Here is a 22,158-nt window from a genome sequence, read left to right as displayed (position 1 = left end):
AACGTCCAACACGTCGTCTTGACTAACGTGCGTCAGCACACATCCGCCTCTATGACGCATTTGGTAATGTCAGGTATGGCGCACGGAGCGTATTGCTAAGAACCATGGTTTGTCCTTGCACCACAGCCAGCCACAGACTACCTTGGTTGTACTACCTGCTCACAATCGAATAGTGCCCACAAGCCGAGATTGCACACACAGTTTCGCCCCGCTGCTGGCGCTTCTATCCGTCGCTCTCGCCTGCGCGGCTCCGTGCGCGAACGCACAGGAGTTCTCGCTGCTGGCAGGCCCGCTTTTTAGTGCAAGCGAGACCACGTATTCGTGGAACGGCACCTATCGCGAGGGTTTGGGACGCTTCGCAGCGTGGAGTTTTTCGTGGCTCAACGAGGGGCATCTGTCCGGCCATCATCGGGATGGACAGGCGTTGCAAGCGTGGGGACGTCTGCCGTTATGGAACGACCGGGTCGAACTTTCGGCTGGCGCCGGGCCGTACCGATACTTCGATACCACCGCGGCAAGCGCCGGAGGTGACTATTCCAACACTCACGGCTGGGGCGTTCTGGGAAGTTTGCGCGCCGCCTATTATTTCGATCGACGCTGGATTGCCATCGCGCAACTGAACCACGTGCATGCGTTTGGCGGCCCGAACACGACCGCACTAATGCTGGGCGTGGGATATCAACTGGAGGTGTCGGGCGAGCGGGGCCCGCGCCAGCGACCTGAGCCGCGAACCTCAAAGGTCACGCATGACGAGCTAACCGTGATGTTCGGCAAGACGATCCTCAATAGCGATAAGTCGGAATCGGCCAAGGCAGGAAGCCTCGAATATCGCCGCGGGCTGGGGCGCTATGTCGACGTAAGCGCGTCGTATCTTCATGAAGGGGGCCACATTCAATCGCGCCGTGACGGCATCGCCGCACAACTGTGGGCAACGCGTGCATTCTTCGACGACAGCCTGACGTTATCGGCCGGCCTTGGTCCTTATGTCGCCATCAACCAGACCGACCAGCTCCCGCAGGACCGCATGGGCGATGGCCGCGTTTCCGCGCTCTTCGCGGTGTCGGCGAGCTATCGCTTCGGCTCGCGCTGGGTCGCCCGCGTTACGTGGAATCGCGTGGTGACGCGCTATAACCGCGACACTGATGTGATAGAGGGCGGAATCGGCGTGCGGTTTTAAAGGGCGTGCTCATGTTGCGAATACCCGCAGCCGATAGATCGACCCGCAACAATAGCCCGCCCTTTCGCTCACGCCGCCTAACGGGACATCATGTTCATGCTGACGTTATGCATGACCCACACCGTGCCGCCGATCAAAAATAGCGCAGCCAACGCGGTATAGGCAAGCGCCATGACGTTCCAGCGCTGTCCAGCCGACATGTCGATATGCAGAAAAAACACCAGGTGTACAACAATCTGCACGAAGGCGAGAACCGACAAAGCGATCATCGCGGTCTGCGCTGGTAAAGCGCCGCGCATGACCAACCAGAACGCAGCCGCGGTCAACACAACTGAGAGCGCGAAGCCGCAGACATAGCCGCGCACGCTGCCATGCCCCGAGTCCGCGGAAAGTGATTGAATGTGAGCCATTACAGCACGCTCCCCAGATAAACGAACGAGAAAACGCAGATCCAGACAATGTCGAGGAAATGCCAGAAAAGACTGAGGCACGCGAGACGCGTGAGTTGGCGCTCCGACAATTCGGGAGCACGCACAACCTGAACAGCCAGCACAGCCATCCACACCAGTCCCACCGTGACGTGCAGTCCGTGCGTGCCCACCAGCGTAAAGAACGCTGACAGGAACGCACTGCGGCCTGGCCCGGCGCCTTCTGCGATCAGATGCGAGAACTCACGCATTTCCAGGGCCAGGAACGCGAGCCCGAGTGCGAACGTGACCGCAAGCCAGCCGAGTACGGCCGCCGATTTGCCGCGCCGCGCTGCCAGCATGGCAAAACCGTACGTGATGCTGCTCAGCAGCAGCGCGGCTGTCTCCACGGCGACACCGCCGATATCGAACAGGTCCTTGCCTGAGGGGCCGCCCGCGAACTGATTCGACATGACGGCGAATACCGCGAAGAGCGATGCGAACAGTACGCAGTCGGTCATCAGATACAGCCAGAAGCCGAACACCGTGTCCGACGAACCGTGGTTGCCGTGGTTGCCGTGCCCGCCGTCGAGCGAAACGGAAAGTGTTTTGTGCGACATCGATCAGGCCTCCACCGCTTCCAGTTCGCGGCTCTTCACCGCAGCGGCCGCAGGGCCGCGCTTGCTTTCGATTTCCCGCACGGTATCGGCGGAAATGTAATAGCCGTCGTTATTGCCGAAGCTGCGGGCAATCAGCGTGGCCACGATAGCCAACAGTGCCGCTACAGCCAGCCACGTGATATGCCATACACCGGCAAACCCGAGCACGAGGCTGAACGCGCCAATGAACAAGCCCGCGCTGGTATTCGACGGCATGTGAATATCGCTGTACACCGGTGCTTTTGCCTGATTACTCGCGGTCTCCTTCATGTGAGCGTAAGCGTCGAGTTCGTGCACCGTCGGAATGATCGCGAAGTTATAGGCCGGCGGCGGCGACGAGGTCGCCCATTCGAGCGTGCGGCCGTCCCACGGGTCACCCGTCAGGTCGCGATACTGCGGCTTGTTGCGGTTGGCCACGCTGACCCACACTTGCGCTACCTGGAACACCACGCCGACCGCGATCAACGCGACACCGCATGCGGCGGCAATCAGCCACGGATGCCACGCCGGATTGTCATAGTGATTCAGGCGCCGCGTCATACCCATGAAGCCGAGCACATAGAGCGGCATGAACGAAGCGTAGAAACCCACGAACCAGCACCAGAACGCGCACTTGCCGAGCTTTTCATTGAGCTTGAAACCGAACGCTTTCGGGAACCAGTAGTGGAAACCTGCCAGGTAGCCGAACACGACACCGCCAATGATCGCGTTATGAAAATGGGCGATCAGAAAGAGGCTGTTGTGCAGCACGAAGTCCGCCCCGGGGATTGCCATCATCACGCCGGTCATGCCGCCGATCGTGAAGGTGATCATGAAGCCGATCGTCCACAGTACGGGCGCCGAGAATTCGAGGCGTCCGCGATAGATCGTGAACAGCCAGTTGAATATCTTCACGCCGGTGGGGATGGCAATGATCATTGTCATGATGCCGAAAAACGCATTGACGTCTGCACCCGAGCCCATCGTGAAGAAGTGATGCAGCCAGACGAGGAATGCCAGCACCATGATCGCGCAGGTTGCATAGACCATGGTCCGGTAACCGAACAGCGGCTTCTTCGAAAACGTCGCAATCACTTCCGAATAGATGCCGAACGCCGGCAGCACCAGGATATAGACCTCCGGATGTCCCCACGCCCAGATCAGATTCAGATAAAGCATCGCGTTGCCGCCCGCTTCATTCGTGAAGAAGTGCATGCCCATGTAGCGGTCGAGGCCGAGCAGCGCAAGCGCAACCGTCAGGATCGGGAACGTGGCCATGATCAGCACGTTCGAGCAGAGCGCGGTCCACGTAAACACCGGCATTTTCATCAGCGTCATGCCCGGCGCACGCATCCGCACCATCGTCACGAAGAAGTTGATTGCCGTAATCAGCGTGCCGACGCCGGACAGCTGCAGGCTCCATATGTAGTAGTCGACGCCGACGCCCGGACTGAACTGCAGCTCCGACAGCGGCGGATACGCGAGCCAGCCGACCTGTGCAAATTCGCCGATCACGAGCGACAGATTCATCAGAATCGCGCTGATCGCGGTCATCCAGAAACTGAGCGAATTCAGGAACGGGAACGCGACATCGCGCGCGCCGATCTGCAACGGCACGACCAGGTTGAACAAACCGACCATCAACGCCATCGCCATGAAGAAGATCATGATGACGCCGTGCGCGGTGAAGATCTGATCGTAATGATGCGGCGGCAGATAGCCCGGCGAGTGATACGCAAACGCGAGCTGCAGGCGCATCATGACGGCATCGACGAAGCCGCGCACCAGCATTAGCACCGCGACGACGATATACATCACGCCGATCTTCTTGTGGTCCACGCTTGTGAGCCACTCATGCCATAGCCATTTCCATTTATGGAGCCGGGTTAGTGTCGCTACCACTGCGAGCACCATGACCAGCATGAGCGCGCCCGCTCCCATGATGATGGGCTGATCGAACGGGATCGCGGAGAGTGTCAGATTTCCGAACATGTGCTAACCCTTTGTACGGCAATTGCTGTTCTGCAGATCAAGGACATTGCCGTTGTTGTACTTCGCAATAATGTTGTTGAAGAGCCTGGAGTCGACCGATGAAAAGTAGCCGACCGGCTCCTTCTCGCTCGGTTGCGCCACCGAGTTGTACTCGTTCATATCCAGCCGGCGCGGCGAGGCCTTGACTTTTTCGACCCACGCGTCGAATTGCGCGGGCGTGACGGCGAGCGCGCGGAACTTCATGTCCGAGAAGCCCTTGCCGCTATAGTTGGCGGAAATACCGGCGTAGTCGCCCGAGTGGTTGGCGATCAGATGCAATTGCGTCTGCATGCCCGCCATCGCATAGATCTGGCTTCCCAATTGCGGAATGAAGAATGAGTTCATCACGGAATCGGACGTGACCTTGAAGTCGACCGGCGTGCCCACGGGGAACGCAAGCTGGTTGACCGAAGCCACGCCGAGCTCCGGGTAAATGAAGAGCCACTTCCAGTCGAGCGCCACGACCTCGACCTTGATTGGCTTGACCGCCGATTCGATCGGCCGGTAAGGGTCCAGTTCGTGCGTGGTGTTCCAGGTCAGGATGCCGAGGAACAGAATGATCAGCGTGGGTACGGTCCACACCACCGTTTCGATCGCGGTGGAATGCGCCCACTTGGGCGCATAGGTCGCGTTGTGATTGCTTGCACGGTACCGCCACGCGAAGACCAGGACCATGATGATCACCGGCACGACGACTATCAGCATGGCCATTGTCGCCGTACTGATCAGCGACTTCTCCGCCACGCCCACACTGCCCTTCGGATCAAGCACGTCAAGATTGCTGCATCCCGAAAGACACGCAACGAGCCCCGCCCCCAAGGGTATCAACACCCGTTCAAAGGTCTTATTCACCATATCTGCCTGATTTCCATGGACCGGTCTGAAACGCTACACAAGGTTCTTGCCATGAAGACCAGACCACTACTTCATGCGCTGTCGAATTCTAAAAGCGTAGCCGGATCGCAAACATGATCCTGGACAAGCTAAGTGCAATCGCGGCGCGGAAAGCGCGTGAGGTGAACAATTGCCGGTGAGCGGAGAAGGATGAGCCGCGACGTCTGGACAGGCGTCGCGTAATCGGAGGGTGTTGCGCTATGGATCACCGGCTGGCCGACGGGCAACCGGCCACGGCTCGTTAGCCGATATCTGAAACCGGCTTACGTGGTGGCACGCTGCACGATCTCGAAGCCCACATCGGTCACCTTGTTCTGCGCGGAGCCGGCGAGCCGGTCCAGCAGACATCGCGCCGCCGTGAGCCCGATGCGTGTTCCGTCGACGCGCACGGAAGTGAGTTGCGGCGTGGTCTCCGTCGCGAACTCGAGATCGCCGAAGCCGCAGACCGCGAGTTGCGACGGCACGCCGAGACCCAATTGCCTGGCCGCGCTCAACGCGCCTATCGCGAGCAGGTCGGAGCCGCAAAACACTGCGTCGAGATCCGCTGCCTCGTCGAGCAAACGGGGCAACGCTGCCTTGCCGAGCGCCACGGAACTCGGCGGCGCGACAAGGACCTCGGGAATGTCGTCAATGCCCGCCCGCGCGAGCCGCTCGCGAAAACCGCGGCGGCGCGCGAGCGCACGCTGGTCGTTGGCGGACACTAGGCCAGGCTTGCGCACGTTCCTTTGCAGAAAATGCCCGGCCACCGCGAAGCCAATCTGGTAATGCGAGAAGCCGACCAGCATGTCGATAGGCTGATCCGTCATGTCCCATGTCTCGACAACCGGAATGCCTACGTTCGCAAGCCGCTCACGCAGCGAGTCGGTGTGAGCGACGCCCGTCAGCAGAACGCCTTCAGGACGCCGGCTCAGCACTGCGTCGAGCAAAGCCTCTTCGCTCGAACCGTCGTAGCCGCTCAACGCGAGCAGTACCTGATAACCGGCGCGCGACATGGTCTCGCTGAATACCTGAATGGTTTCGGAAAACAGCGAGTGGGCGATGGTCGGCACAATCGCCGCAATGAGCCGCGAGCGCGACGAGGACAGACCGCCTGCGAGCCGGTTCGGCACATAACCGAGCTTCTGCACGACCTGCCGCACACGCTCCAGCGTTTCCGGCGCCACCGTCTCCGGGCTGTTGAACACGCGTGAGACAGTGATCGGCGCGACCCCTGCCTGCGCGGCGACATCGGTGATGCGCAAGCCCTTGGGGCCGCCGCGCAGGCGCCGCGCGGGCGCCGCCGCGTCGGCAGGATCGACGCTGGCGGTGGCGGGCGGTTCTTTATTCGGCATGGTCGCTGACAGGGGAAGATGGATCGCGCGCGTATTCTAAACTGCACGAGGCCACGCTCAACGACACCAGGCTGCACAAGCCGCGCCATGCCTCAAACGGCCCCGGCAATCGCGCGTCATGATCGACCGACTCACGCGCTTCATTCGGTCACCGCCGCACCGCCTTGCGTCAGACGCACGCCGCGGTCGCGCCGCAAGATGAACACGGTGACTACGGCGAACACGAGCAGACAGCTTGCAGGGATCAACATGGGCGCCTTCACGCTGCCAGTGGTCTGACGAACCCACGGCACGAGATTTTGCGCGACGAAGCCGCCAATGTTGCCAAGCGAATTGATGGCGGCGATTCCAGCCGCCGCCCGTGCGCCAAACAGGAATTTCGGCGGCAAAGTCCAGAAGCATGGAATCAGCAGATACATGCAAGGCGCGCCGAAACAGAGCGCGATGAAACGCAGCGTGTTGGTCGGCAGAAACACGGCGCTGGCGAAGCAGATGACGCCGAGCAACGCGGAAATCAGCATCGCAATGAGCGCGCGATTACCGGCGCCGCGCAGCCTGGAAGGCAACCACGCGAGCACGATGGTCGCCATCAGCCACGGAATGATGTTGAGCAACCCGTTGGTCGTGTTGCTCACGCCAAAGCCCTTCACGAGCGTCGGCAACCAGTAGCTCACGCCATACACGGAAATGGACAGCATCATGTAATAGAGCGCCATGCCGATCACGCGCGGCTCCGTCAGCACGCTCAGCAGCGAACCGTGCGTCGCGACGCTTGCCTTGATCTGCGCGCGTTCGGCGTCGAGCGTGCTGGTGAGCCATGCCTTCTCGTCGGCGGAAAGAAACTTCGCTTCTTTCGGCGACGCAGGCAGCAGGAACAGCACTACAACCGTCAACAGCACCGACGGCAGCCCGGTCACAATGAACACGAGTTGCCAACCATCCAGACCCGCGATACCGCCCTTGTCGAGCAGCCAGCCGCAGATCGGCGCGCCGAGCATGTTGCCGAGACTGCTGCCTACCGTGAAATAGCCCAGCATGCGCACGCGATGCCGCGCCGGAAACCACAGCGTCAGATAATAGATCACGCCGGGATATAAACCGGCTTCGGACGCGCCGAGCAGAAAACGCAGCACGTAGAACATGGTGGCGTTAGTCGTGAAAGCGAGCAGTATCGTCACGACGCCCCACGTGAACATAATGCGCGCCATCCAGCGCGGCGCGCCGTATCTGTGCAGCATCACGTTGCTCGGCACTTCGAAAATCAGATAGCCGATAAAGAACAGCGACGCGCCAAGCCCATACGCGACTTCGGAGAGTCCGAGGCTGCCGAGCATCTGCAGCTTCGCGAAGCTGATATTGGAGCGGTCGATATAGGCGACCAGATAAAGCAGCCCCAGTAGCGGCATCAAACGAAGGGCAAGGCGGTTGATCAGGCGCGATTCGGCAATTGCCGGTGTCGTGGTGCTCACGGCGTCTCCTGCGGCCGCGTTCTTCGCGCGAGCCTGTGTTCTGCGATGAATGAAGCGTGAATCGGATCGGGCGATCCAGAAGTCCGGGCGGCTTATGGTTGTTGCGCGCGCCACTGCGCGTAAGCGGCCATGGTTTCCTCGTTCGGCGGATAAGTGCCGCGCAATGGCCGTCCTTCTTCGATACGCTGCGCGATGAATACTTCGAGTTGCTCCTGCTCGGCGGCGTCGCGCGCGACATCGGCGGCCATCTCGCGCGGCACGATGACGACGCCGTCCACATCCGCGACCACGACATCGCCCGGATACACCGGCACGCCGCCGCACGCGATCGGCACGTTCATATCGACTGCATGATGTTTCGCGAGATTGAGCGGCGCGCTTGCGCCCGCGCACCAGATCGGCAGGCCCAACGCCGCAATGGTCCCGCTGTCGCGCACCGGGCCGTCCGACACCATGCCCGCGACGCCACGCTTCGCGAGGCGCAGCGCGAGAATGGAGCCGACCGACGCCACCGAGCGCTCGCCGCGGCAGTCCTGCACGAGCACGCTGCCGGCGGGCGCCGTTTCGACGGCCTTGCGCTGCGGATGCTCCGGGTCCTGAAACACGCCGACGTGATCGAGGTCCTCGCGCGCGGGAATATTGCGCAGCGTGAACGCCGGGCCAACGACATTCGGCGCGCCAGGCGCAGGCTTCACGAGCGGTGCGACGCCTTGCAGAAACACGTTGCGCAAACCGCGCTTGAAGAGTTGCGTGGTCAGGGTGGCCGTGCTGACATGCCTCAGTTGTTCGAGCGTCGCTTCGCTCACGACGACTTCCGTTGTGCTCATAAGGACTCCGTTTGAATTAGTGAATCTCGGGTTCGCCGTGCTTTGCACCCGGCGTAGCCTGTTCCTGCGGCGCGGGCTGAGCAGCCGCCTTTAGCGGCTCTTCGAGGAAATCGAAGTCGCAGCCCTTGTTCGCCTGCAACACATGCAATTGATGCATGACGCCAAAGCCACGCTCGAAAGGAAGCTTCGGCGGCTGCCAGGCCGCCTTGCGCGCGGCCAGTTCTTCGTCGCTCACGTCCAGATGCAAACGCCGCGCGGCCACGTCGAGTTCGATCATGTCGCCGTCTTTCACAAGCGCGAGCGGGCCGCCTACGAACGATTCCGGCGCCACATGCAGCACACACGCGCCGTAACTGGTGCCGCTCATGCGTGCATCGGAAATGCGCACCATGTCGCGCACGCCCTGTTTCAGGAGCTTTTGCGGAATCGGCAGTTGTCCCCACTCAGGCATGCCGGGCGCGCCGACCGGCCCAGCGTGCTGAAGGACGATCACGGAATCGGCGGTTATATCGAGCTCTTCCATGTCGATGCGCGCGGCCATGTCCGCATAATCCTTGAACACCACGGCGGGGCCTCGGTGCCTGAGCAGATGCGCTTCCATTGCCGCCGGTTTGATCACCGCGCCGTCCGGCGCAAGATTGCCGGTCAGTACCGCGAGGCCGTCGCTTGCCACGAGCGGATTGCTGCGCCGGCGGATCACGTCGTCGTTGAAAATCTCGGCACCCGAAATGTTTTCGCCGAGCGTCGCACCGTTGACCGTCAGTTGGGAACCGTCGATCAGATCGCCCAGCTCGACCAGCAGCGCGCGCAAACCGCCCGCATAAAAGAAGTCTTCCATCAGATACTGGCCCGCCGGCCGCAGATTGCCGATTACCGGCGTGATGCGCGACAGCTCGTCGAAGCGCGCGGTCGTCAGGTCGATACCGGCGCGGCGCGCCACCGCGACCAGATGGACGATCGCGTTGGTCGAGCCCGACATGGCGAGCACCGTGGTCACGGCGTTATCGAATGATTTGGCGGTGAGAATGTCCGAGGGTTTCAGGTCGGTCCACACCATCTCGACGATGCGCTGCCCGGTCAGCGACGCGAACTGCGCATGCCGCGAGTCGACCGCCGGAATCGACGAAAAACCTGGCAGCGTGAGGCCGAGCGCTTCGGCGGCGCTCGTCATCGTCGAGGCGGTGCCCATCGTCATGCAATGGCCGGGCGAGCGCGCGATGCCGCTCTCTATGCCCTTCCACTCGTCCTCCGTAATCTTGCCCGCGCGCAGTTCGGCCCAGTATTTCCACGTGTCCGAACCGCTACCGAGCGTGCGGCCGTTCCAGTTGCCGCGCAGCATCGGGCCGGCGGGCAGATAGATCGCCGGCAGGTTCATGCTGATCGCGCCCATCAGCAGACCGGGCGTGGTCTTGTCGCAACCGCCCATCAGCACGCAGCCGTCGAATGGATAGGACTTCAGAATTTCTTCCGTCTCCATTGCGAGGAAATTGCGGTAGAGCATCGTGGTGGGTTTCTGGAACGGCTCGGCAAGCGTCATGACCGGCATCTCGACAGGAAAACCGCCGGCCTGCCAGACACCGCGCTTGACTTCCTCGACGCGCTGCCTGAAATGCGTGTGGCACGAATTGATCTCGCTCCACGTGTTGACCACGGCGATCACGGGCTTGCCCATGTAATCGGACGCGTGATAGCCCATTTGCGCGGTGCGCGACCGATGACCGAACGAGCGAAGGTCGTTCACGCCATACCAGCGATAACTGCGCAACTGATCGGATGTTTTGCGGTTCGCCACTGACGTCTCCATGGTAGCGCTACCATCCCGCCATAACGCTTGCTGGCGGGACGGTAGCTTTCGGGATGACTGCGATGGTAGCGATACCATCCACTCCTGTCGCTCGGGGATATCACCGAGTCCTGAGAGGCGCCGACGATTGACGCCGCCAGACGATGGGAATAGCATTGTTCCATCCAACGATTATCAGTTCTATCCGATAGAACCAAACGGGAGACAGCTATGGCCCGCAGCAGCGACACGGCGCGCACGCCGCAAGGCGTCACCTCGAGCGGCATCGACGTGCTCGACCGCGCCGCGTCGATCCTTTTCGCGTTTCGTCGCAACGACGAACCGCTCACGCTCACCGAGCTTTCGGTGCGCACCGGGCTTTACAAGAGCACGCTGTCGCGGCTTGCGCAGGCGCTGTGTCATCACCAGCTTCTGATCCGCCGCGACGACGGGCGCTTCTGGATCGGCTCGGCCGCGATGCATCTGAGCGCCGTCTATGAGGCCGGCTTCGATCTGCGCGACATCCTGCTGCCTGCCATGAAGGAGCTCAGCGCCGAAACCGGCGAGGCGGTCTCGTTTCATGTGCGCGAGCGCGATCACCGCGTGTGTCTCTATCGCATTGCGTCGCGTCACTCGATTCGCGCGGAGGTGCAGCAAGGCGACACTCAGCCGCTCGAACGCGGCGCGGGCGGCCGTGTGCTGCTCGCATTCGCGGGCGAACCCGGCGAGCCGTACGACACGGTGCGCTCGCGCTACGTGTATCTGTCGATGGGAGAACGCGACCGCGAAACCTCCGGCATTTCGGCGCCCGTATTCCGCGTCGGCCAGGAACTGGTGGGCGCGCTCGGCATCGTCGGGCCGTCCGCCCGCATGGGCATGGAAGAAATGGAGCGCTACCGCCCGCGCCTGCTCGACTTCGCCGCGCGCGTGACGAAGGCGCTGGGCGGCGACCCTGAGCCTTTGCTGGCGGCAGCGGCAATCAACGCGGCATCTGAGCGAGTAGACATTGGACGCCGTGAACCACAAGACGGACATCCGGAAGCGTCCGGCCAAACGCAGGAGAACTAGAATGCTTAAGTGGTACACCGAGCTGACGAAGTCCGAGAAGCGCACCTATTGGGCGTGCTTCAGCGGCTGGGGACTCGATGCGATGGACACGCAGATGTACGCGCTCGCCATTCCCACGCTAATCGCGCTGTGGGGCATGACACGCGGTCAGGCGGGCGTGCTCGGCACCACCGTGCTGATCATGGCGTCGCTTGGCGGCTGGATCGCAGGCATCCTCGCCGATCGCTACGGACGCGTGCGCGTTTTACAAATCACGATTCTGTGGTTCTCCGCTTTCACGCTGCTCTCCGCGTTCACCAATTCGTTCGGTCAACTGATGATCACGCGCGGTCTGCAAGGTCTCGGCTTCGGCGGCGAATGGGCGGTGGGCGCCGTGCTGATCAGCGAGACGATTCGCCCGCAGGTGCGTGGCCGCGCGGTGGGCTCGCTGCAGGCCGGCTGGGCCGTGGGCTACGGCGTGGCGGTGCTGCTTTCCACCCTCATCTTCAGTTCGTTGCAGCCCGAATGGGCGTGGCGCGTGCTCTTCGCAATCGGCATTCTGCCCACGCTGCTCGTACTGTGGATTCGCCGTCACATTCAGGAAGCGCCCGTGTTCGCGCAGATTCGCCGCGAGCATGCGGCGGACCGCCCGAGCATCTGGGCCGTGTTCGACCGCTCGACCCGCGTGACGACTTTCAGGGCCATCCTGCTGACGTTCGGCATCTACGGCGGCAACTACGTGATGATCACGTGGCTGCCCGCCTATCTGAAGCTGGTGCTGCATCTGTCGATCACCAACATTGGCGGCTATCTCGCGATCAACATTCTCGGCTCGTTCGCCGGCGCGTTTCTGAACGGCTGGATGGCGGACCGTTTCGGCCGACGCCGCACGTTCATTGTGATCGCGTTCCTGCAAGCCGTCGCTGTCGCGACTTATACGCTCGCGCCCATCACGCTGCCGGTCACGCTCGTGTTGGGGTTCGTGCTCGGCACGCTGCAATCCGGCACGGCGGCAGGCACCGGCGCCTATATCGCAGAACTCTTCCCGACGCGCATCCGCGCTTCGGCGCAAGGCCTGTGCGGCAACGCGGGACGCGCGATCGGCGCAATCATGCCCGCAATGGTCGGCGTGCTGAGCGCGAAGCTCGACCTCGGCGCCGCGATGGGCATGTGCGCGTGCGCGTCGTATGCGCTCGTCGTGATTGCCGCGCTGATGCTGCCAGAAACACGCGGGCGCGATCTGTCCCACGTCAGCGCTGCAAACAGCGCGGACAGGGCAATCCACGAAGAAGACATGGCAGCGCAGCGCACAGATACCGCACTGCCACGCTGAAGCTTTCGCCGCACGGCATTTCAATTCGGAGTACATGCATGATCATCGACATTCACGGTCACTACACGACCGCGCCCAAGGCGCTGGAAAACTGGCGCAATCGCCAGATCGCCACGCTCGGCAATCCCACTGACGCGCCCAAGCCGTCCGAACTGCAAATCAGCGACGACGAACTACGCGAGTCGATTGAAACGAACCAGTTGCGCCTGATGCGCGAGCGCGGCCTCGACCTCACCGTGTTCAGCCCGCGCGCAAGCTTCATGGCACATCACATTGGCGACTTCAATGTGTCGAGCACGTGGGCCGCGATCTGCAACGAACTGTGCTACCGCGTGAGCCAACTGTTCCCCGAGAACTTCATTCCCGCTGCCATGCTGCCGCAAAGCCCGGGCGTGGATGTCGCCACCTGCATTCCCGAACTCGTCAAGTGCGTCGAGCAGTACGGCAATGTCGCGATCAATCTGAATCCCGATCCGTCGGGCGGCCACTGGACGAGCCCGCCGCTTTCCGACCGCTACTGGTATCCGATCTACGAGAAGATGGTCGAGTACGACATTCCGGCGATGGTGCATGTGAGCACGAGCTGCAACGCGTGCTTTCACACCACCGGCGCCCATTATCTGAATGCGGATACGACCGCCTTCATGCAGTGCCTCACGTCCGACCTGTTCCGCGACTTCCCTGCGCTCAGGTTCGTGATTCCGCACGGCGGCGGCGCGGTGCCCTATCACTGGGGACGCTTTCGCGGCCTCGCGCAGGAAATGAAGAAGCCGCTGCTCGAAGAGCATCTGCTGAAGAACATCTTCTTCGACACCTGCGTCTATCACCAGCCCGGCATCGACCTGCTCACGAAAGTGATTCCCGTCGACAACATTCTGTTCGCAAGCGAGATGATCGGCGCCGTGCGCGGCATCGATCCGCAAACGGGCCACTACTTCGACGACACCAAACGCTATGTCGAAGCGGCGGATATGAATCCGGAACAGCGCTACAAGATCTACGAAGGCAACGCGCGGCGCGTCTATCCGCGCCTCGATACCGCACTCAAAGCACAAGGACGTTGAACATGTACGAACTCGGAGTGGTTTATCGCAACATCGCGCGCGCAAACAGCGGCGTCGCGGACGGCCTCGGCGCGCTCGGCAGCGCTACCGTGCACGAAGCGATGGGACGTGTCGGTCTGATGAAGCCTTACATGCGCCCGATCTACACCGGCGCGCATGCCTTCGGCACCGCCGTCACAGTGCTGCTGCATCCCGGCGACAACTGGATGCTGCACGTCGCCGCCGAACAGATTCAACCGGGCGACGTGGTAGTGGCGGCCGTCACCGCCGATTGCACCGACGGCTATTTCGGCGACCTGCTGGCAACGAGCTTCAAGGCGCGCGGCGCGCGGGCCCTGATCATCGACGCAGGCGTGCGCGACGTGAGCGTGCTCACCGAAATGGGCTTCCCGGTCTGGAGCAAGGCGATTTCGGCGAAGGGCACGATCAAGGCCACGCTTGGCTCGGTGAACATTCCGGTGGTTTGCGCAGGCGCGTTGGTCACACCGGGCGATGTGATCGTCGCCGATCAGGACGGCGTGGTCGTCGTGCCGGCGGCGAAAGCACAACAGACGCTCGAAAAGGCCAGCGCACGCGAGGCGAACGAAGCGCAAAAACGCGAGAAGCTCGCCTCCGGCGTGCTCGGCCTCGACATGTATCAGATGCGCGAGCCGTTGAAGCAACTGGGGCTGCGCTACATCGACTGAGTGTGTGCCGCGCGCGCGGCTTCGCTCGTTCTCTAACGCAATTACGGAGTGCCTCAATGTCCCAGTCGCCCCAACAGTCCGTGGCTCGGATTGCGATCATCGGCTTCGGCGAGGTCGGTCCGGTTTTCGCGCGCGCATTCACCGAGGCCGGCCGCACCGTGTCCACCTTCGACATCAAGCTGCAAGACGCGGCTACGCGCGGCGCGATCGTCGAGCGCGCACAGCAGAGCGGCGCGCACGTTGCTGACGATCTCGCATCCGCGTTGCGCGATGCGCAGCTCGTCTTCTCCGCCGTCACCGCGAGCCAGGCCGAAGCGGTTGCGAGCGCTGCCGCTGCGTGTCTCACGGTGGGCCAGATTTTTATCGATCTGAACTCGGTGTCGCCCGCCGTCAAGCAGCGCAACAGCGTGGCGGTTCAGCAAAGCGGCGCCGATTACGTGGAAGCCGCGGTCATGGCGCCGGTGCCGCCGCAAGGCATACGTGTGCCGATGCTGCTGGGCGGCCGTGCTGCCGCGCAAACGGCGGAACTGCTGAACGGACACGGCATGCGCTGTGAAGCAGTCGCGCAGGAAGTCGGCCTCGCCTCGGCAATCAAACTGTGCCGCAGCATCATGATCAAGGGCATGGAAGCGCTGTGCGTTCAGTCGATGCTCGCCGCGCGTCAATTCGATGTCGACGGCCGCGTGCTCGCTTCGCTCGCAGCGACCTTTCCCGGTGTGGGCTGGGACGCCGGCTATGAAGCGTATCTGATCGGCAGAGTGGTCGAGCATGGTCAGCGTCGCGCGGAAGAAATGCGCGAAGCGGCGTCGATGCTCGAGGGTCTCGGCATGTCGAGCGCGCTCGCAAGCGCCGTCGCCGACGTGCAGGAGCAGCTCGCTGCGCGCGCCCTGCCGCTTGTCGAAGCACTCGACAAGCAAGGTGGCCTGCCCGAATGGCGGACGCTGCTAAAGCCGGCATGACCCACGCAATACGCGGCTCAATGCGAGGCCGCTGAGTGTCCTTTCGCGTTCCTTAACACGCATTCGCGCCCCTCACGCCCGCTCGGAAGTCCGCTTCAGGTCCTCGACGATCCAGTCAAGACACTCCTGCGCGAGATCGTCGAGCTGACGACCCGCGAGCGTGATCACTTGCAGACGTCGTTGCGCGAGCAACGGATTATCGAAGGGAATTGCTGTGAGGCGGTCCACCGCAAGACGCTTTGCCACCGACACATAGCCCGACGGCATGATCGCGTCCGGCACCGCCTGTGCAAAACGGTAGAGCGCGGCGACGTAGCGGCTCGTCATCATCGGTTCTATTTCAATGCCCTCGACGCTGCATGCAATGTCGAACAGTTGCCGGTTCGTCGTGCCCTTGTCCTGCAGCAGCACGGGATAAGCGGCGAGATCCTTCAGCGCGACTCCCGTCCTGCTCGCGAGCGGATGATCGTCGTGCATCAGCGCCATGACCGGCGCGCGCTGCGTGAACTGCACGACCACGCCCGGCTCCGGCTTGAACGTGAAAGCGAGCGAGAACAAGGCTTCGCCCGACAGCAGCATCTGACTCGCGCGTTCTGCGGGCACAACCTCGAGCTGGATCGCGACGTCGGGATGCTTCGCGCAAAACGCGCCTAAAGACACAGGCAGAAAGTCGAACGCGAAGCCTTCGGTGCATGCGATCGTCAGCGTGCGCGCGCGGCGCCGCTCGTCGCCCTGGATTTCATCGAATACAGCTTGCGCGTCCGTGAGCGTGCGCTGCGCGTGACGAAACAGCAGCCGCCCCGCGTGCGACAGCACCATGCCGCGCGCGTGTCGCTCGAACAGAGGCACGCCAATGTCGCCCTCGAGCTTCGCGATATGCCGGCTCAAGGCGGACACGGTGAGGCCGAGCTTCTCGGTCGCCGATGTCAGCGAGCCGGTTTGAGCGACCACCGAAAAGTAGTACAGCGAAGGCTCCAGCAGTTTGCGCATGACGTTTATGAGCGAGCGGGCTTGCAGACTCCGGCCGCGCGCGGGCGGCAGCCGGAGACTGGGTGTGACAGACGAGCTTTGCGTTCAACGCAAATGTACCTTGTTTGATTGCGAATACAAAAATACTGGCAGCGGGCTACTCTGGGGACACTCGACTTTGAAATCAGCCCTACGACATGTCCCGACACAGCGCTCTTGCCCTTGTCCGCTCGCACTTCGACAGCGGCGACTTCCTCGACACCTTGAGCCGGCGCGTCGCCCTCGCGACTGAAAGTCAGCGCGCCGACGCGGCGCCGCTGCTGCGCCAGTACCTTTCGGAAGAGATCGGCGGCGAACTCAACACACTAGGGTTTACCTGGGAGATCGTGGAAAACCCTGTGCGCGGCATGCCGCCGTTTCTGGTCGGCGAACGCATTGAATCGCCGGCTCGGCCAACCGTGCTCCTATACGGCCACGGCGATGTGATCGACGGCGACGCCGCCAACTGGACCAACGAACGCTCACCCTGGCAAGTACGCGTGGAAGGCGAACGCTGGTATGGCCGCGGCATCGCGGACAACAAGGCTCAGCATTCCATCAATTTCGCCGCGCTTGCGGCAGTGTTTGCCGAACGCGGCGAGCTTGGCTTCAACGCGAAGATCGTCTTCGAAATGGGCGAGGAAGTGGGATCGCCCGGGCTCGGCATGATCTGCGCAAACTTGCGCGAGCGTTTGTCCGCTGATCTTCTGATCGCCTCTGACGGGCCGCGCCAGCGCGCCGCGTCGCCCACGGTGTTCCTCGGCTCGCGCGGCGCATTGCATTTCAGGCTGAGCGTAGCCAATGCATTTGGCGCCCGGCACTCGGGCAACTGGGGCGGCGTGCTGGCAAATCCCGCGACCGTGCTCGCCAATGCACTCGCGAGTCTCGTCGACGGTCATGGCCGTATCCGCGTGAACGGCCTACTGCCGCCGCCTGTTCCGCCGCAAGTTCGCGAGCGCGTCATGCATCTGCAGATCGGCACCGACGAAGGCGATCCGCCGCTCTCGCCGAACTGGGGCGAGCCCGGTCTCACGCCCGCTGAACGCGTCTTCGCATGGAACACACTGGAAGTGCTTGCGATGCAATCGGGCAACGTGGCCAACCCGGTGAGCGCGATTCCGCGCGAGGCGCAGGCCGTTTGCCAGTTGCGCTTCGTAGTCGGCACCGACTGGCAGCGCGCCCAGGAACTGATCGAGGCGCACCTTGCGCGCGAAGGCTTTGAAGACATCGAGGTCACGATCGAGGCGTCAGGCAACGCAACGCGGCTCGACCCGAACGACCCGTGGGTTGCGTTCACAGAGCGCTCCATCGAGGCATCGACCGGTAAGCCGGTGACGCTGCTGCCCAACCTCGGCGGCACGATTCCGAACGAGTGTTTCGCCGACACGCTGGGTCTCGCGACGATCTGGATCCCGCATTCGTATCCAGGGTGCCGCCAGCACGCGCCCGACGAACACGTGCTCGCGCCGGTCGTGCAAGAAGCCTTGCAACTGATGACCGGCGTGTTCTGGGATCTGGGCGAGGCCGACGTTCCGCACATCCGTTGACGCAGTTTTCCGCGCTGTTTCCGCTGTTTCCGACACCTTGGGCCTCTTGCACGGAACACACATTATGAACTCGACTGTCATCGAAGACCGCGTGCAGCAGACAAGCGCGACGCCCATGCGGCGCCTGATCGTCGCGACCAGCATCGGCAATGCGCTCGAGTGGTTCGACTTCGCCGCATATGGCTTTTTCGCGGTGACGCTCTCGAAGCTCTTCTTTCCCGCTCACGACGAAACCGTCTCGCTGCTGCTCACGTTCGGCACGTTTGGTCTTTCGTATGTGTTCCGGCCGCTCGGTGCGCTGCTGCTCGGCCGTTATGCGGACCAGCGCGGCCGCAAGGCGGCGCTGCTCGTATCGCTCGCGCTCACCACGATAGGCACGCTGATCTGTGCGGTGATTCCGACTTACGCGTCGATCGGTCTCGCGGCGCCCATCGGCCTGATGACGGCGCGCATTCTGATTTCTTTCTCGACTGGCGGCGAATTCGGCAGCGGCACAGCCCTCATGATCGAACAGAAAAGCAAACGCAAGGCGTTCCTCGGCAGCTGGCAGTTCTCCAGTCAAGGGATGAGCACGGTGCTCGCCTCATGCGCGGGACTCGCGCTCAGCACGCAACTTTCGCCGGCGCAAATCGAATCGTGGGGCTGGCGCGCGCCCTTCATCTTCGGTCTACTGGTCGCGCCGGTTGGCCTCTATATCCGCAAGCATATCGACGATACGCTGCCTGCGGCCGGCCAGGCGACCACGCACAATGCGCCGGTGCGTGAACTGCTCACGCACAGCAAGGGTCGCATTCTGATCGCAGCGGGCATCATGGCCGTGTCGACCGCCGCGAGCTATCTGATGATTCTCTACATGCCGACCTACGCGGTAAAGCAACTACACTTGCCGGCATCGACGGGATTCGCGGCAACGGTGGTCACCGGCACGATCCTGATGGTCTTTACTCCGCTCATGGGCCACCTGTCCGATCGCTATGGCCGCAGCCGCATGATGGTGATTTCCGCAATCGCCACGCTCGCGACGATCTACCCGTGCTTCGTCTGGCTCATCAAAAGCCCTTCGTTTGCGGTGCTGATGACAATCATGTCGCTCGCCGGCGCATTGAAGGCGATCTACTTCGGCCCGCTCGCCGCCGTGCTCTCATCGCTCTTTCCGACCAGCGTTCGCAGTACGGGACTCGGCTTCAGCTACAACATCGGCGTGATGGTGTTCGGCGGATTCACGCCGTGGCTCGTCACCGCAATGATCGGCGCGACTCACGATCCGCTGTCGCCCGCGTTCTATCTGATGGCATGCGCGGCGCTGAGCCTGGCATGTATTGGGCTGTATCACTTCAGGCTCGTCAAGCACATTTGAGCCGTGAACATGTCGACCTCACACATGGAAAACCTCGCCATGCACCAAGCTGCACCTGCGGATGATTTCAGCGGCTGGCTCATGTATCACTCCGTCGGCGTGTATCCGGGCCATCGCGAGGCCATGACCGAAGCGCTTGCGAGTTTCGCCGCAAGCTGGTGCGCGCCCGACGACAGCCGCTGGGACACCGCGCTCGCCGCGCGTGCGCGCCTGCTGTCGGACTGGGCCGAACTAATCGGCGCAGAGCCTGCCAATGTGTTCGGCGCGCAGAACGTGACGGATACCTTTGCACGCTATCTGGACGGCCTCGCTGACGAGACCTTGCGCGGCCGTACGGTACTCGTCGCCGCGGACTGCTTTCCGAGCCTGCATTTTCTGCTGTCCGGCCTTGCGCAACGACGCGGCCTTACGCTGCGGACCGTCGCGTTGCGCGAAGGCGAAGCGTACGTACGCGACGAAGACTTCCTCGAAGCATGGACGGGCGACGTAGCGCTCGCGCTGGTCACGTGGGTCTCGTCGCTCACGTCGAAGCGTGTGGACCTTGCTGAGATCTGCGACCATGCACGAGACCGCGGCAGTCGCGTGGCGCTCGACGTGACGCAAGGCATCGGCATCCTGCCGTTCGATGTGCAGACGACCTCGTTCGATTTCGTCTGCGGCTCCACGCTGAAGTGGCTGTGCGGCGCGCCCGGCACAGGGCTTGGCTACATCGCGCCGCAGACGCTCGCGCAAGAGGCCACACCTGCCGTGCGCGGCTGGTTCAGCCAGCAGAATCCGTTCAACTGGGACATCGACGCATTCGCCTACGCATCCGACGCGCGCCGCTTCGATACCGGCACGCCGTCCGTGCTGCCGTTCGTCGCGTCGCAACCTGGCATGACATGGATGCGCTCACAACCAAAGGGCGAAGTGCGCGAGCGTAACCTCGCGTTGTGCCACCAACTGATCGCACTGCTCGACACTAAAGGTTACCGCCTGCTGTCCCCACGCAACGACGACGAGCGCGGAGGCAGCATCATGGCCGAGGCGCCCGCGCATCTCGACGCGGCGCAACTGGTCGTGCAGTTAAAGGAAGCGGGCGTGTTCGTCGATTCCCGCAGCCGTACGCTGCGCTTCTCGCCAGGCGTTTGCACGACGTCTGCAGGGCTCGAACGGCTTGCGCAATGTTTGCCGCGGTGAGATTCGCGCGCCCTTTCTCGCGGGCGCCGCGCCGCATTGGAATCGCCTGCGTGCTGACTGGGCCGCCGGTGTGCGCATGCATCACGCGCCGCCCCTGCCCTTTCAACTCGAACGCGAATTCACATGAACTCATCTACTCACGGTTGCGCCGAGAACGACGCTGCGATAGCCGGCGTGCAAGGTTTTCTCGTGCCCATGAAATGCACGGACCTGCCTGCCACGATGCAATTTTTTTATCGCGCGGCTCGGTTTTCGCCTCGACGCAATCTTTCCCGCCGACGGCCCGCGCACCGCGATTCTTTCCCGCGACGGCTTCAGGATCAAACTGAGCCTCGACGCCGCCGACGGTGTGCGCGTCTTGCATGTTCTCTGCGACGACCCCACTCACCGCGTTGGCGTAACAGCAGACACCGCCGCGCGGACGAATGCGAGCAGCGGCTCGCTGGTCCACGTTCCGACCATCAGTTCAGGCTCCCTTTGCAGCGCTTCGCGGAATTTCGCCTGCGTCGCCGGGTCGTCGCCTGCGTAGCTGCGGAACAGCTCGAGCCAGCGCAAGGCCAGTTCGCGGCCCTGCTGCGAATCCGGTGCGATGCCGGCGTCGATCGCATCGCGGACGTCCGCCATCAATTGCGGCCATTCCATCGAGCGCGAGCCGTAGTGCGCGCGCATGAAACGCGTTTCATGGGGCGTCAGATAGCGCTCGTAAATCCGCATTTTCGTTTCCGAAAACGCACGCAAGACGTAGTCGCGCAACGCCGTGGATATGCCGAAGGTCTCCTGCATCGACGGCTCGCTGTCATGCATCACATTGAGCTTGGCGAGGAGCCGCGGGTCGCCGCCGGTATCGCGCACGAGCAGCGTCATCCAGCGAATCGACAATGCGCGCGGCCTCTCGCTTTCAGGGGGAACGCCTGCGTCCATCTGCGCGCGAACCTCGGCAATCAGATCGGCCCACTCGGGGTCCGGCGCCTGTGACTTGCGATACATCGGCATGCGCGCGAGTTCGTCTTCGGTAAAGTATTTGTCGTACATGGTCATCAACTCCAGCGTGGAAAGCCAGTCGGAGAGGTCAGGTTCGTTGCCCGCGTGCAGCGTGTCCTGCAGCGTTCGCAGCCGTTCGCGCAGCCTCGCGGCCTCCGCAATCTGCTGATCGAGCATCGCGATCTGCCGCGCGACGATGGTCGCAAGCGGCGCATCGGGAGCTGCCAGATAGGCGCCGATGTCGGCCAACGGCAGGCCGAAACGGCGCAACGCCTGAATGCGATGCAGCCGCGCGATATCGTTGCGGTCGTACAGGCGGTAGCCGTTGTCGGCACGCGCTGAAGGCCTGAGCAGGCCAATGGCGTCGTAATGATGAAGCGTGCGCACGGTCAGTCCGCTGCGCCTCGCCAGTTCGCCTACCTTCAACAGCATTCGACCTC

General features: G+C 62.6%; 19 protein-coding genes. 9 read left to right on the top strand and 10 right to left on the bottom strand.

From position 1 onward, the window contains the following. Positions 1-211: 211 nt before the first annotated feature. Positions 212-1,177, top strand: a complete 966-nt coding sequence (locus A3AC_RS0116230; protein ID WP_084515486.1) for a hypothetical protein — start codon at positions 212-214, stop codon at positions 1,175-1,177. A 77-nt stretch (positions 1,178-1,254) separates the two neighbouring features. Here A3AC_RS0116230 and cyoD read toward each other — a convergent pair whose 3' ends face one another. The 8 genes from cyoD to araD form a co-directional block, all read right to left on the bottom strand. Continuing rightward, positions 1,255-1,587 (bottom strand): cytochrome o ubiquinol oxidase subunit IV, encoded by a 333-nt coding sequence (gene cyoD / locus A3AC_RS0116225; protein ID WP_025600100.1) that lies wholly within the window; start codon positions 1,585-1,587, stop codon positions 1,255-1,257. Beyond that, on the bottom strand, positions 1,587-2,204 hold the full coding sequence (gene cyoC / locus A3AC_RS0116220) for a cytochrome o ubiquinol oxidase subunit III (protein WP_025600098.1): 618 nt from the start codon (positions 2,202-2,204) through the stop codon (positions 1,587-1,589). Before cyoC ends, cyoD begins: the two co-directional genes overlap by 1 nt. A 3-nt stretch (positions 2,205-2,207) precedes the next feature. Then, a complete protein-coding gene (gene cyoB / locus A3AC_RS0116215) occupies positions 2,208-4,214 on the bottom strand; it encodes a cytochrome o ubiquinol oxidase subunit I (protein ID WP_025600097.1) in 2,007 nt (668 codons plus the stop codon). Positions 4,215-4,217: 3 nt separating this feature from the next. Continuing rightward, positions 4,218-5,108, bottom strand: a complete 891-nt coding sequence (gene cyoA / locus A3AC_RS0116210) for a ubiquinol oxidase subunit II (protein WP_025600095.1) — start codon at positions 5,106-5,108, stop codon at positions 4,218-4,220. Between the two features lie 302 nt (positions 5,109-5,410). Further along, positions 5,411-6,478: a LacI family DNA-binding transcriptional regulator gene (locus tag A3AC_RS0116205; RefSeq protein WP_025600094.1), complete on the bottom strand. Its 1,068-nt coding sequence runs from the start codon at positions 6,476-6,478 to the stop codon at positions 5,411-5,413. A 140-nt stretch (positions 6,479-6,618) separates the two neighbouring features. Beyond that, positions 6,619-7,947 carry an MFS transporter gene (locus A3AC_RS0116200; RefSeq protein ID WP_025600092.1) on the bottom strand — a complete coding sequence of 443 codons (1,329 nt, stop codon included), beginning with the start codon at positions 7,945-7,947 and terminating at the stop codon, positions 6,619-6,621. A 92-nt stretch (positions 7,948-8,039) separates the two neighbouring features. Further along, the gene (locus tag A3AC_RS0116195) at positions 8,040-8,774 is read right to left on the bottom strand and encodes a ribonuclease activity regulator RraA (protein ID WP_025600091.1); all 735 of its coding nucleotides are present in this window, start codon (positions 8,772-8,774) and stop codon (positions 8,040-8,042) included. A gap of 16 nt (positions 8,775-8,790) precedes the next feature. Next, positions 8,791-10,578: an L-arabinonate dehydratase gene (araD, locus tag A3AC_RS0116190; RefSeq protein ID WP_035475236.1), complete on the bottom strand. Its 1,788-nt coding sequence runs from the start codon at positions 10,576-10,578 to the stop codon at positions 8,791-8,793. 210 nt (positions 10,579-10,788) lie between these two features. Between araD and A3AC_RS0116185 the strand changes: the two genes are divergently transcribed. The 5 genes from A3AC_RS0116185 to A3AC_RS0116165 are packed head-to-tail and all read left to right on the top strand — an operon-like array spanning position 10,789 to position 15,646. Continuing rightward, complete coding sequence (locus tag A3AC_RS0116185; RefSeq protein ID WP_025600088.1) at positions 10,789-11,625, top strand: IclR family transcriptional regulator; 837 nt, start codon at positions 10,789-10,791, stop codon at positions 11,623-11,625. Between the two features lies 1 nt (position 11,626). Then, a complete protein-coding gene (locus tag A3AC_RS0116180; protein WP_025600087.1) occupies positions 11,627-12,937 on the top strand; it encodes an MFS transporter in 1,311 nt (436 codons plus the stop codon). A 38-nt stretch (positions 12,938-12,975) separates the two neighbouring features. Beyond that, positions 12,976-14,001 carry an amidohydrolase family protein gene (locus tag A3AC_RS0116175; RefSeq protein WP_025600086.1) on the top strand — a complete coding sequence of 342 codons (1,026 nt, stop codon included), beginning with the start codon at positions 12,976-12,978 and terminating at the stop codon, positions 13,999-14,001. A gap of 2 nt (positions 14,002-14,003) precedes the next feature. After that, positions 14,004-14,687 carry a 4-carboxy-4-hydroxy-2-oxoadipate aldolase/oxaloacetate decarboxylase gene (gene ligK / locus A3AC_RS0116170; RefSeq protein WP_025600085.1) on the top strand — a complete coding sequence of 228 codons (684 nt, stop codon included), beginning with the start codon at positions 14,004-14,006 and terminating at the stop codon, positions 14,685-14,687. 56 nt (positions 14,688-14,743) lie between these two features. After that, entirely contained in the window at positions 14,744-15,646 is a 903-nt protein-coding gene (locus A3AC_RS0116165; RefSeq protein WP_025600084.1) for an NAD(P)-dependent oxidoreductase, read from the top strand. Between the two features lie 72 nt (positions 15,647-15,718). Here A3AC_RS0116165 and A3AC_RS0116160 read toward each other — a convergent pair whose 3' ends face one another. Then, on the bottom strand, positions 15,719-16,636 hold the full coding sequence (locus A3AC_RS0116160; RefSeq protein ID WP_025600082.1) for a LysR family transcriptional regulator: 918 nt from the start codon (positions 16,634-16,636) through the stop codon (positions 15,719-15,721). A 176-nt stretch (positions 16,637-16,812) separates the two neighbouring features. On the opposite strand from A3AC_RS0116160, the gene A3AC_RS0116155 reads away from it, so the two are divergent. From A3AC_RS0116155 to A3AC_RS0116145, 3 genes are all read left to right on the top strand, one after another. After that, complete coding sequence (locus A3AC_RS0116155) at positions 16,813-18,201, top strand: M20 family metallopeptidase (RefSeq protein ID WP_025600081.1); 1,389 nt, start codon at positions 16,813-16,815, stop codon at positions 18,199-18,201. 64 nt (positions 18,202-18,265) lie between these two features. Further along, positions 18,266-19,558 carry an MFS transporter gene (locus tag A3AC_RS0116150; RefSeq protein ID WP_025600080.1) on the top strand — a complete coding sequence of 431 codons (1,293 nt, stop codon included), beginning with the start codon at positions 18,266-18,268 and terminating at the stop codon, positions 19,556-19,558. Between the two features lie 9 nt (positions 19,559-19,567). Then, positions 19,568-20,737 (top strand): aminotransferase class V-fold PLP-dependent enzyme, encoded by a 1,170-nt coding sequence (locus A3AC_RS0116145; protein WP_051361634.1) that lies wholly within the window; start codon positions 19,568-19,570, stop codon positions 20,735-20,737. 384 nt (positions 20,738-21,121) lie between these two features. Here the strand turns inward: A3AC_RS0116145 and A3AC_RS0116140 are convergent, their stop codons facing one another. Then, complete coding sequence (locus A3AC_RS0116140) at positions 21,122-22,150, bottom strand: MerR family transcriptional regulator (protein ID WP_025600076.1); 1,029 nt, start codon at positions 22,148-22,150, stop codon at positions 21,122-21,124. Positions 22,151-22,158: the final 8 nt, after the last annotated feature.

Source organism: Burkholderia sp. WSM2230 (assembly GCF_000472445.1).
Taxonomy (GTDB): Bacteria; Pseudomonadota; Gammaproteobacteria; order Burkholderiales; family Burkholderiaceae; genus Paraburkholderia.
Note: the sequence above shows the minus strand (reverse complement) of the source record. Positions and strands in the feature narration are given on the sequence as shown.